Source organism: Deltaproteobacteria bacterium, assembly GCA_020848905.1.
Lineage (GTDB): Bacteria > Myxococcota_A > Polyangia.
The window spans coordinates 64997-78062 of the sequence record JADLHG010000051.1 but is presented as its reverse complement, the minus strand read 5'-3'; the positions used below and the strand labels follow the sequence as shown (position 1 = coordinate 78062).

3 protein-coding genes are annotated in these 13066 nt (G+C 73.8%); 2 read left to right on the top strand and 1 reads right to left on the bottom strand.

What is annotated here, in order from left to right; all coding sequences use genetic code 11:
- Position 1: 1 nt before the first annotated feature.
- Positions 2–1297, bottom strand: coding sequence for a B12-binding domain-containing radical SAM protein (locus IT371_22925; GenBank protein MCC6750536.1), 1296 nt, complete (start codon positions 1295–1297; stop codon positions 2–4).
- Between the two features lie 601 nt (positions 1298–1898).
- Between IT371_22925 and IT371_22920 the strand changes: the two genes are divergently transcribed.
- Together IT371_22920 and IT371_22915 are read left to right on the top strand one after the other, a co-directional pair.
- Entirely contained in the window at positions 1899–2117 is a 219-nt protein-coding gene (locus IT371_22920; protein ID MCC6750535.1) for a hypothetical protein, read from the top strand.
- 216 nt (positions 2118–2333) lie between these two features.
- Positions 2334–13061: an SDR family NAD(P)-dependent oxidoreductase gene (locus tag IT371_22915; GenBank protein ID MCC6750534.1), complete on the top strand. Its 10728-nt coding sequence runs from the start codon at positions 2334–2336 to the stop codon at positions 13059–13061.
- Positions 13062–13066: the final 5 nt, after the last annotated feature.

Sequence of the window (13066 nt, the reverse complement as noted above, 5' to 3'; positions counted from 1 at the left end):
GTCAGAAGTCCCGCCCCAGCCGCACGTGCGAGCGAATGAGGTAGTTCAGTCCGACGAAGAACCCGAAATGGAACGGAGACTGGGCGTTGGCCTTCGGCTCGAGGGCGCGCCTCCAGATGGACCGATGACCGTAGAACTCGCGGCGGGCCCACGCACAGCCCTCTTCGAGGTCGTCGGGCGACATGGCGGTGGGACGGAACATGGCCTTCCCCTGGCGATAACGCGGATGCAGCCACCAGGTGTCGTGCAACAACCGCCCATCCTTCTTGAACCGATCGTAGAGGTGCGCCCCGGGCATCGGATAGGCAGGCATGAAGTTCGCGAGGAGGAACTTGGAACGGATCGCGAACTCCAAGGTGCGCGAAAAGGCCTCCGTCGTGTCGTGGTCGTAGCCCATCACGAACGATCCGTGGATCAGGATTCCGCGCTCCCGAAAGGCCTGGATCCCCTTCTCGTAGTTCCGCACCGGGTCGTTCCACTTCTTTCGCATCTGGGCCAGATTGCGCGGATCGAGCGATTCGAAGCCCACGAGGGCTCCGACACAGCCGCTCTCGCGCATCAGATCGAGCAGCGCGCCGTTCTTCGCCACGTCCAGGCTGATCTGGCAGCCCCAGCGGCGTTTGAGCGGCTTCAGCGCCCGGAAGAGCTCCTCCGCTTTTTCCACGTTCAAGAACAGGTTGTCGTCGACGAACAGCACCATCTCCGAATCGAGCGCCTCGATCTCCGCCACGACCTCGTTCACGGGACGGTGTCTGACATTCTTCCCGTAAAACGCATAAATAGAGCAAAACTCGCAAACAAAGCGACAACCCCGGCTGAACTGCACCGGCTTGATCGGCGTGTAGCCCTTCCCCTGGAAGATGCGCCGGTCGGGCGTCAGATTGGCCAGGGAGTGCGTCTCGGCCTGTCGATAGACGCGCTCGAGGCGGTCGTGGCGCGCGTCCTCGAGCACGCGCTCCCACACCCCCTCGGCGTCGCCCACCACCACGGCGTCCGCGTACTGCAGCGCCTCGTCGGGGAGAAAGCTCGGATGGTAGCCGCCCATCACGACCTTCACCCCCCGCGCCCGATAGGCGCTCGCGATCTGATAGGCGCGGCGGGCGGCGAAGGTCTCCACCGTCATGGCCACGAGGTCGGTCGGCTCGTCGTAGGGCACCTCGCCCTCCTTGCGATCGTCCACGAGCGACAGCTCGACGTCGGGAGGGGTGAGACGCGCGAGCACCGCGAAGACCAGCGGTTCCATCACGTCGGAGACGTGTCCGTCGGCCGTATTGGGATAGACGAAGGTCACCTTCATCGCCGTCCTGCTTTCTCCCCCTGAGAGACCTCTCAGTATGCCAGAGCTTTGGCCGGCTGTGAGGGCCAGGCTCTTCGGGGCGCAGGGTGATCGAGTTCTCCGGATGGAAGAGCCCGGGGAGGGCATAGGGCGCTCGTGAAGCGGGCCCTGGCGGACGCCGCCCGGGCCTCGCTTCACCTCGCGCCGCCCGGGGCCAGGTGATCGCGGTGGAGGCGTGGCGGGTGGACGGCCGGCGCGGGGTCGAGGGAACCGAGGGCCTTTGGCGCGCTGCTGCGCTCGTGGGCGGCGCTCTTGGCCTCGCGCCTGCGCGCGGAGGGCAAGCACATCGCCATCGACGGCAAGACGAGTCGAGGCAGTACGGACAGCCGGACGGACAAGAAAGCCCTGCACACCGTGCGCGCCTATCTGAGCGAGGCGGGACTTGTGCTTGGGCAGGCCAAGACGGCGGAGACAACCTCCTCGCGGTCAAGGACAACCAGCCCACCTTGCGCATGAACCTCGCCGCGACCTTCGCCGAAGCGGACGATGCGCGGCTGCGCGCCGTAGACGAAGAGCCGCGTCCTACGTCGATAAATGGCCGGGCCTGAGCTGCGTCGTCCGCGTGACCCGCGAGCGCACGGTCCTCGACGTGGCCTTTGGCGAGGACCGGGCCCGGCATCGCGCCAAGAACGCCGCCGCCAACATGACCATCCTGCGCCACTTCGCCCTCAACCTCGTCAAGACCGACCAGGGCCGCAAGGTCGGCGTCGCCAACTCCAGAAAGCGCGCCGGATTCGACCGCTCCTTCCTCCTGCACCTCCTCTTGGGCGCTCAAGCCTAGCTCCTTTCCCCGGCCCACCCGGGGCCCCGACAACGGCAGCGGCGCGGCGGGTCAAAGCCCCTTTACCCCCTCTCCAAGCCGCGCGACGACTGCGGGGCGGTGCGCGAGGGGGCGCTTGCCCGACGCGCTGCCCCCTCGATACCCCAACGTCCGAGAACTTGACCGCCCTGCTTCGGGGCGTCACACCGCTTGGGCAGAGCGCGCTTCGCCTCCTCCGTGGTTCTTGCTAGACTCGTGGTCTTCGCCATCATGACCGCCTCCCCGCCCTCTCCCATCGCCATCGTGGCTCTGTCCTGCCGCTTCCCCGGCGCGAACGACCCGGAGACCTTCTGGCGCCTCCTCGCCGAGGGGAGAGACCTGGTGGGTGGCGTTCCCCCCGAGCGCTGGGACGCGCAGACGCACTTCGATCCCGACCCGTTGACTCCCGGCAAGACCGCCTGCCGCGAAGGGGCCTTCCTCGAGCAGATCGACGGCTTCGACTGGCGCGCCTTCGGGCTCTCGCCGCGCGAGGCGCGCAACATGGACCCCCAGCACCGCTTGCTCCTCGAGCTGGCCTGGGAGTGCTTCGAGCGAGCGGGCTGGCCTCTGCCCGCGCTCGGCGGCAGCCGCACCGCCGTCTTCGTCGGCATCATGTGGAACGAGTATTTCCGCCTGCAGGCGAAGGTGCCGGAGCAGATCGACGCCTTCAGCATCGTCGGGAACGCGCTGGCCTTCGCCGCGAATCGCATCTCGCACTCCTTCGACCTGCGCGGCCCGAGCCTGGTCCTGGACGTCGGCTGCGCCTCGTCGCTCTTCGCCGTGCACCAGGCCTGCCAGAGCCTGTGGAGCGGCGAGGCCGAGCTGGCGCTGGCCGGCGGGGTGAACCTGATCCTGACCCCCGAGCTCTACGTGGCGCACACCAAGGCGGGGATTCTCTCGCCGACCGGCCGCTGCCGCACCTTCGACGCCGACGCCGACGGTTTCGTCCCCGGCGAGGGCGCGGCGCTCGTCCTGCTGAAACCGCTCGCGCGCGCTCTCGCCGACGGAGACCCGATCTACGCCACGATCCTCGGCGGGGCGGTGAACCACAACGGCCGCAACGCCTGGATCATGGGGGTCGAGGAGCGCGCGCAGGTGGAGCTCCTTCGCGCGGCGTACGCGAAGGTCGGCCTCGACCCGGCGCTCGTGGACTACGTCGAGCTGCACGGCACGGGGACGCGCATCGGCGACCCGGTGGAGGCGCGCGCGCTGGGAGCCGTCCTCGGCGCGGGCGCGGGACGACCGGTGGAGCGCCCCCTGCGCGTCGGCTCGGTGAAGACCAACCTCGGCCACCTTGAGGCCGCCGGGAGCATGGCGCACCTCTTCAAGGTGGCGCTCGCGCTGACGCACGGAGAGCTTCCGGCGAGCCTGCACTGCCGCACCCTGAACCCGCAGATCCCGCTCGCCTCGCTCGGCCTGGCCCTGCAGACGCAGCACGGGAGCTGGCCGAGCGGGCCGGGGCCCCGCACGGCGGGGATCACCTCGCTCTCGCTCGGGGGAGCCAACGCGCACCTCGTGCTGACGGAGGGCCCCGCGGCCGCCCGGCCCCTCCACGCGGCGCGGACCACCGAGCACGGAGCGCCCGAGGTGCGGGCCGGCGAGCGGTCGAGCGAGCTCGTCACGCTCTCGGCCAGGACCGACGAGGCGCTGTCGGCGCTGGCCGGCCGGTACGCCGAACACCTGCGCGCGCGCCCCGAGCTCTCGCTGCGCGAGCTGGCCCACGCCAGCCAGACCACGCGCGGACCGCTTCCGCACCGACTGGCCGTCATCGGCGCGAATCGCGAGGCCGTCGCCGCGCGCCTCGAGGCCGCGGGGCGAGGCGAGGCGCTGCCGGGGATCTTTCGCCGCAAGACCCCCGAGGCGGCGCCCCGGCTGGCCTTCCTCTTCACGGGCCAGGGCGCGCAGTACGGCGGCATGGGGCGCGTACTCTACGAGTCGGAGCCACGCTTCCGCGAGGTGATCGATCGCTGCTCGCGGGCCGTCGGGGCGGCGCTGCGGCCGTCGCTCCTCGAGGCGCTCTACTCCCCCGCGCAGACGGCGCTGCTCGAAGAGACGCGCTACACGCAGCCCGCGCTCTACGCGCTCGAGGCGGGCCTCTTCGAGCTCTGGCGCGCGCTCGGCGTCGAGCCCGCGGTGCTGATCGGGCACAGCGTGGGCGAGTACGCGGCGGCCTACGCGGCGGGGGTCTTCTCGCTCGAGGAGGGGGCGCTCCTCGTGGCCGCGCGCGGTCGCCTGATGACCGAGCTCTGCGCGCCGGGGAAGATGGCGGTGCTCCTCGCGGATTCCGAGACCGTGGAGGCCGCGTGCGCGGAGACCGGCGGCGAGGTGGTCGTCGCCACGCTGAACGGCCCGCGAAACGTGGCCGTGGCCGGGCCGGCCGGCGCGGTGGACGGGCTCGTGGCGCGGCTCGCCGAGCGCGGGGTGCGCGCCGTCCCCTTGCCCGTCTCGCACGCCTTTCACTCGCCCATGATGGAGCCGATGCTCGGCCCCTTCGCCGAGGTCGCGCGCGGCCTGACCTACCGCGCGCCGACGCTCCCTCTCGTCTCGAACCTCACCGGAAGGCTCCTCGAGGGGCGGTCGCTCGACGCCGACTACTTCGTCGAGCACATCCGCCGGCCGGTCCGCTTCGCCGAGGGGATGGGCGCGCTCGCCGCGCTGGGAATCGACGCGCTGGTCGAGCTCGGACCGAGTCCGGTGCTGCTCGGCGCGGCCAAACAGCTCCTCCCCGAGGGAGAGCGGCTCGAGCTCCCGTCGCTGCGCAAGGGGCGCGACGACTGGGAGACGCTGCTCGCCGCGATCGCGGAGCTGCACCTGGCCGGCCTGCCCCTGCGCTTCGGCGCGCTCTACGGGCCGACCCCGCCGCGGCGCGTGCCTCTGCCCACCTACGCCTTCCAGCGCAGCCGCCTGTGGTTCGAGCGCGTGGCCCCGGCCTCCGAAGCGAACCCGCGGCTCTCGACGCCGGCCGAGTCGACCCCGACGCTCCTCGGCGAGCGCGTGCGCTCCCCCGCCCTCTCGGCCGAGGTCTTCGAGACGCGCCTTGAGCGCGCGAAGTGGCCCTGGCTCGACGAGCATCGGGTCTTCGGCGCGTGCGTGGCATCGGCCTCGCTCCAGCTCGCGCGCCTCTTTCTCGCGGCGGCCGAGCTCGGCCTGAAGGAGGTCGCCCTGACGGAGCTCCGTCTCAGCCGCGCGCTCCGCCTCGACGACGCGGTCCCCCGGCGGCTGCAGGTCGTCCTTCACCCCGACGGGGAAGGGGGCTTTCGCGCCGAGCTGACGAGCGCGGCCGACGAGCCCTCGGGCGCGCTCGTTTGGCAGGAGCACGGGCGCGCACACCTCGACGTGCGCGGAGCGGGCGAGGCTCGGCCCGTCACCGACGCCCTTCGCAACGCGGATGGCCCACCGGTGGACGGAGCGAGCTTCTACGCCGAGCGCGCGAGGTCGGGCGTTACGCTCTCCGGCCGCTACTGCACGCTCGAGCGGCTCTGGCGCTCCCCCGGCGCCGCGCGCGCGGAGCTCGCGGTGAAGAGCCCGGTGGGAGAAGAACACGCGGCGCTCGGCGCCCTCGCCGACCCCGGAGCGCTGGATGCGGTGCTGCAGGTCGCCGCGGCCGCCACGGCGGAAGGCCGCGCCACCCTGGTCCCCGTCCGGCTCGGCCGCTTCGAGGCCTACGGCCGCTGGCCCCGACGCCTGCGCTGCGAGGCCGAAGCGCTCGACGGCGACGCGTTCCGCGAGCGACTCGTGGCGCGGGTACGCGTGCGCGACGAGGCGGGAAGGCTCCTCGGCGCGCTCGACGAGGTGGAGTTTCGCGCGGTGACCGAGGCGCAGCTTTTCGGCGAAGGCGCCGACCCCGCCGCAAAGTGGCTCTACCGACTGCACTGGACCGCACGGGCCCGAGCCGCCGCGGCCGACCGCACCCTCGAGGTGGCCGCGCGCCGCTGGCTGCTCGTGGCTCCCGAGGGCCCGCTCGACCCCGAGGTCGTAGCGCGCGTCGAGGCTCTCGGCGTGCGCGTCGGCCGGCTCGAACGCAGAGGCGCGACGGAGCCGTTCGCGCTCGACGGCGCCCCCGTGCGCCTCGAGGCGACCGACGAGCTCGCGGCCCGCCTTTCTGCCGTCGGCCCCTTCGAACGCGTGATCTGGCTCGCCCCGCCGACAGGCGATTCGCACCTTCCGCTGCACGACGAGCTGGGCGTGCGCCTCGAGCGCCTCCTCGGGCCGCTCTTGCAGCTCGTGCGAGGATGCCTGCGTCTCGCGGGTCCGGCACCCCGGCTCGTTCTCGTCACCGAGGGGGCGCAGGCCGTGCGCGGCGACGAGCCGCTCGCGGGGGCGGTCGACGCCGCCCTCTGGGGTCTCGGCCGCGTGCTCTCGCGCGAGCACCCGCAGCTCTTCGGCGCGCTCATCGACCTCGACCCGGCCGACCGACCGCGCTCCCTGGACGGTCTCCTCGCCGAGCTCGCGGCCCCCGACGGCGAGGACCAGCTCGCGCTCCGCGGCGAGACGCGCTTCGTTCTCCGCCTGCGCCCGCTCGACCTCGCCGAGCAGCCGCGCCGCCCCCTCCCCGTCGCGGCCGACGGTAGCTACCTCATCACCGGCGGCCTCGGCGGCCTCGGGCTGCTCTTCGCCGAGTGGCTCGCCGCGCAGGGGGCGCGCCAGCTCGTGCTCGTCGGGCGCCGCCCTCCCTCTCCCGAGGCCCGCGCGCTGCTCGAGCGGCTACGCGCGTCGGGGGTCGAGGTCACCACGCTCGCTCTCGACGTCGGCACGGCCGAGGCGCTCTCCGCCCTGCGCGCGCACTTCGCGAGCGCCGGCGCCGCGCCGCTGCGAGGCGTGATCCACGCCGCGATGGTCCTCAAGGACCGGCCGCTCGCCGAGCTGGAGGCCCCGGCCTGCCTCGAGGTGCTCGGCCCCAAGGTGCAGGGAGCCCGCACGCTCCTCGCGCTCGCCGAGGACGCGCCGCTCGACTTCCTCTGGTTCTTCTCGTCGACCGCGTCGGTCGTGGGCACCCCCGGCCAGGCCAGCTACGCTGCGGCGAACGCCGTCCTCGACGCGCTGGCCGAGCTCCTGCGTGCCCGGGGCCTCCCCGCGCTGAGTCTGAACTACGGACCGTGGGCCGAGGTGGGGCGCGCGGCCGGGCTCCTCTCCGCCCTGCGCGAGCGGTGGGGCCTCGAGGCGATCCCCGTGGCCGACGGGCTCCGCCTCACCAGGGCTCTCGCCGAGGCCGGACTCGGTCAGGCCCTGCTCCTGCCGGCCGACTGGGAGACCTTCCTCGCGCGCCTGCGGCCGGGCTTCGCGCCCCCCCCGCTCTACGCCGAGGCCCGAAGCGCCGCGACACCGACGGACGGCACACGGCGCGCGACCGAGAGCGCGACCGAGAGCGCGACCGACGGCGCGACCTTCGCGCCCCCCGCGTCCGAGGCGCTCTTCGCCGCGCTGGTCGAGACGGGTCGCACGGCCGAACGCCAGCTCGACGGGCCGCGCCTCGACGAGGAGGCCCGCCTCGCCGACCTCGTAGACGAGCTGGCCCTCTCGTACGCCGAGCGCGCCCTCGCGGCGCTCGGCACCCGGGCGTCGTCCTTGCCCGACGAGCTCTCGCGTCTCGTCGCCGAGGGGACCGTTCGCCCCGGCTACCGCCAGCTCCTCGGCCGCTGGAGCCGCGCCCTCGCCTCCCGCACGACTCCGCCGCGCGAGCCCGCGCTCCTGCTCGAGCACCTCGCCGACGGCCCCGCCCTCGGCCGCGGCGACCTCGCGCTGCTCCGCGAGACGGGCCCGCGCCTCGCAGAGGTCCTCCGCGGCACCCTGGAGCCCCGCGAGCTCCTCTTCCCCGAGGGGAGCTTCGACCGCGTGAGCCGGATCTACGAGGGCGCGCTCTGGGCCGAGCTCCTCGGCGAGCTCTTGGCCGCGCTCGCTTCCCGCCTCGGCGCCACCATCGGCCGCCGCGGCGAGCTGCGCGTGCTCGAGCTCGGCGCCGGCACCGGAGCCACCACGGCGCGCCTGCTCCCCCTCTTCGACCCCGCGCGCACGCACTACGTCTTCTCCGACGTCTCGGCGCTCTTTCTGCGCCGCGGCCGCGAACGCTTCGGCCGCTACCCCTTCGTCAGCTACGCGCTCCTCGATCTCGAGCGGGACCCGCTCGCGCAAGGCCAGCCCCGCCAGGGCTACGACCTGGTCGTGGCGGCCAACGTGGTCCACGCCACGCGTGACCTCCGGCAGGCGGCGAGGCACCTGCGCGCGCTCCTCGCTCCAGGCGGGCTCCTCGCGCTCCTCGAGGTCACGCGCCCGTATCCCTTCTTCGACGCCACCTTCGGCCTCGTGCTCCCCGAGCTCGCCGACGAGGCCGACCGCGACGCCGGACAGTTCTTGACCACCCGGGGCTGGCGCGCGCTCCTCTCGACGGAAGGCTTCTCGCGCGTGGCCGCCTTCTCCGACGCGGGCGAGGCTCCGTCGCGCCTCGGGCAGCACGTGCTCCTCGCGCAGACCGACGCGGAAGCGGCTCCGGCGCTCGCCCTGCGCCAGTCGCGTCGGGGCGAGCTCGACGCGCTCGCCCTCGCGCCGCTCCCCCGTCGGGCCCCCGGCCCGGGCGAGGTCGAGCTGGTCGTCGACGCGGCGGGGCTGAACTTCCTCGACGTCCTGAGCGCCCTCGGCATGCTCCCCGAGGCGTTACCGCAGGCGCACGCCCCGCTCGGCAACGAGTGCGCCGGCCGCGTCGCGCGCGTGGGAGCGGGCGTCGCGCACCTCTCTCCCGGCGACGCGGTCTTCGGTCACGCCCCCGGTTGCCTCGCCACGCACGTGGTCACCGACGCGCGCTGGGTGGTCCGCCGCCCCGAGCGGCTGAGCCCCGCCGAGGCCGCGACGATGCCCGTCGTCTTCTCCACGGCCTACCAGGGGCTCGTCCGCCTCGCGCGCCTCGGCCCCGGCGAGCGCCTGCTGGTGCACGCCGCCACCGGAGGCGTCGGCCTCGCCGCCCTGCAGCTCGCCGCACACGTCGGCGCCGAGGTCTTCGCCACCGCGGGCTCCGACGAGAAGCGCGCGCGGCTCGCCGAGCTGGGCGTGCGGCACGTCATGAGCTCGCGCACCCCCGAGTTCCGCGACCAGATCCTCGCGGCCACGGGAGGACGCGGCGTGGACGTGGTCTTGAACTGCCTCTCGGGCGAGCTCCTCGCGGCCAGCTTCGCCGCGCTGGCTCGGGGGGGACGCTTCGTCGAGATCGGCGAGATCGACATCTGGAGCGAGGAGCGCGTGGCCCGGGAGCGCCCCGACGCGACCTACTTCCCGGTGGACCTCTTTCGCGACCGCCTGGCACGTCCCGAGCTCGCCCAGGAGCTATTGCACGACGTGCTCGCGCTCCTCGAGCGCGGAGCGCTTCGGCCCCTCCCCCATCGCGTGTTCGCCCTCGGCGAGGCCCAGGAGGCCTTTCGCCTGATGGCCAACGCGCGACACCAGGGCAAGCTCGTGCTGCTCTGTCAGCACGCCGCCGCGCCCACGACGATCGCGCCCACCACCGCGCGCCCCGCCGTGCTCGCCGCCGCGCCCACCGCCGCGCGATCCGAGCTCACCTCCCGGCTCACCGAGGCGCCCGCGGCCAGCCGCCCCGCCCTCCTTCTCGACTGGCTCCGCGCCACGCTCCTGCGACTGCTCGCGCTCGCCCCCGACACCGACGTTCCTCCGCACGCCGCGCTTGCCCCCTTCGGCCTGGACTCGCTCCTGGCCGTCGAGCTCCGCAGCACCGTAGGTCGCGCGCTCGGCCTCACGCTCCCGGCGAGCCTGCTCTTCGACTACCCGACCCTCTCGGGCCTGGCCGACTTCCTCCTCGGCAAGCTCTTCTCCGAGGACGCGCCCGCGCTGACGGTGCTCCCGGCGACTTCCCGGAGCTCGGACTCCCCCTCGGTTCGCGCGCTATCCAACGCCACCGCGGTCGCAGCCGCCGACACCGCCGACGCCGTGGTGATCCTCGGACTCGGCTGCCGCTTCCCGGGCGGGGCGAGCGACCCGGAGGCCTTCTGGCAGCTCTTGCGCGACGGACGCGACGCGATCATCGAGGTCCCGGCCGACCGCTGGCAGAAGGACCGCTACTACGACGCGGACCGCGACGCGCCGGGCAAGATGGTCACCCGCTCCGGGGGCTTCCTCTCCGATCAGCGGCTCGACGAGTTCGAGCCCGAGCGCTTCGACCTGCCCCTGCGCGAGGCCGAACGGCTCGACCCCCAGCAGCGCCTGCTCCTCGAGGTGACCACCGAGGCGCTCGAGCACGCGGGGCTGCCGCTCGACGGCCTGCGCGGCAGCGCCACCGGCGTCTTCGTCGGTATCATCAATCACGACTACGCGACGCTCGTGGATCGCGCCCCCGAGGAGATCGACGCCTACACCGGCATCGGCAGCCGACCCAGCACGGCCGCGGGCCGCCTCTCCTTCTGGCTGGACCTCAAGGGCCCGAACCTGGTGGTCGACACCGCCTGCTCGAGCTCGCTCGTGGCCGTGCACCTGGCCTGCCAGAGCCTCCGCGCCCGCGAGAGCGACCTCGGCCTCGCGGGGGGCGTGGGGCTGCTCCTCTCTCCCGAGCCCTTCGTCCACTTCTCCAAGCTCGGCATGCTGGCCCCCGACGGGCACTGTAAGACCTTCGACGCCCGCGCCGATGGCTACGTGCGCGGCGAGGGCTGCGGGGTGGTGGTGCTCAAGCGGCTCGCCGACGCCGAGCGCGACGGCGACCCGATCCTCGCCGTGCTGCGCGCCACCGCCGTGAACCAGGACGGGCGCTCGAGCTCCCTCACGGCGCCGAGCGGCCCGGCGCAGCAGGCCGTGATCCGCCGCTCCCTCGAGCTCGCGCGGCTCCCCCCCGACGCGGTGGACTTCGTCGAGACACACGGTACCGGTACCCCCCTCGGCGATCCGATCGAGGTCCAGGCGCTCGCCGCCGCCCTCGGCTCCACGCGCCCTCGCGAGCGGGCCCTCGCCCTCGGCGCGGTCAAGGCCAACCTCGGCCACCTCGAGCCCGCGGCCGGAGTCGCCGGGCTCCTCAAGGTCGTGCTCGCGCTGGCGCACGAGGAGCTCCCGCCACACTACGCCGTCCACGCGCTCAATCCGCTCCTCGCCTGGGACGCGCTGCCCGTCACGCTGGCCACGCGCCCGACGCCGTGGGTCGGAGACGGCGCGCCCCCCATCGCGGGGGTGAGCGCCTTCGGCTGGAGCGGCACGAACGCGCACGTGCTCGTGCAAGGAGCGAAGCGGCCGCCCCTCCCCGCGCCCCGGGCAAACAGGCCGCTCTACCTGCTCGCGCTCTCCACCAAGCACCCGCGCGCGCTCGGCCCGCTCGCCGCCCGCTGGGCCCGCTTCCTCGACGAGCACCCCACCCTCGACCCGGACGCCGTCTGCGCCGCGGCGAACCTGGGCCGCACCGCCTACAGGCACCGCCGCGCCGTGCTCGGCACCCACCTCGCCGAGCTCGCCGCCGAGCTCCACCGCCTCGCCGAGGAGCTCGGCGATCGCGCGGTGGCCCCCGTCCCCCCGCCGCCCTCCGACGAGCCGCCGCTCGCCGCCGAGGCCCTCGATCCCTCGCCGACCGACTCCCGCTACCCGGTGCGCCTTCGCGTTCTGGCCGAGCGCTTCGAGGCCGGTGCCGCGGTCGACTTCCGGCCGCTCCACGAGGGGACTCCGCGCACCGTGCACCTCCCCGCCACGCCGTGGATGCGGCGTCGCTGCTTCCGCGAGCCCCCGGCCCTCCTCGCGCAGCGAAGCACCGCACCGGAGTCGAGCCCCGCCCGCGTCGAGCCCCTCCCGCGCCACGACGCGCACCCGCTCCTCGGCCAAAGGATCGATTCCCCCGTCTCGCCCTGGACGATCTACGAGAGCACCGTCTCGTCAGCCCAGCCCGCGTACCTCGCCGAGCACCGCCTGCACGGCGAAGCCGTCCTCCCCGGGGCGTACTTCTGCGCGCTGGCGCTCGCCGCGGCCCGCGAACGTCAGGGCGGCCCCGTCCAGCGCCTGGAACAGGTCGCCTTCCATCGCGCGCTCGCGCTCCCCGAGGGCCACGAGACGCACCTGCAGCTCGCCTTTTCCGACGGAGACGTCGGCACGAACTTCCGGATCTTCAGTCGTCCGCTGGGCCGCGCTGTGAGCACCGCGAGCGACTGGTGCGAGCACGCCACGGGCCGCCTCGTCCGCGCCGAGGTGCTCGACGAAGGACAGGCCGCGCCGCTACCGGGCCCGCACCGCCCCTATCCCGCGGTGCTCGCCCCCTCGGACTTCTACGCCGCCGTCGCGCGACAAGGGCTCACCGTGGGTCCCGCCTTTCAGCCGCTCCAGAGCCTCGCCTGCACCGCCGGCGCCGCGCTCGGCGAGCTCGTCCTCCCCGAGGGGCTCGCGCTCACCCCCGGCCAGGGCCTCCATCCGGTTCTCCTCGACGGCGCGCTCCAGGTCGCCGTGGCCGCCGCGAGCGGTCTGGCTCCCGCGGCGCACCTCGTTCTCGGTCTCGACGCGCTCACCGCTCGGCCGACCGAGGCCCGGCGTCTCACCTGCCGCGCGCTGCTCCGCCCGCGCGAGTCGATCGCCTCCGCCGAGCTCTCCCTGGTGGATTGCAGCCTCTTCGACGAGGCCGGCCGCCTCGTGGCCCTCGCGCAGGGGGTGCGGCTCCAGCGCCTCGCCGCAACGCTGCCTGCCACCTCCGCTCCCCCACTCGAGGAGCATGTCCTCCCGACCCTCGAGGCCCTCGCCCAGACGGTACGCGGCGTCCTCGAATCCGTCGTCGGCGCGACCGCGGCCACGCTCCCCGCCACCGCGCGGATCATCGACCACATCGACTCGCTCCTGGCCGTCGAGCTGACGAAGGCCATCGGCCGGGCGGTCGGGCTCAAGCTCCCCCCGACGCTGCTCTACCAGCACGAGACGATCGACGAGGTGGCGAGGTACCTGGCCGACCAAGCGGCGCGTCAACGGAGTCCCTGACGCCG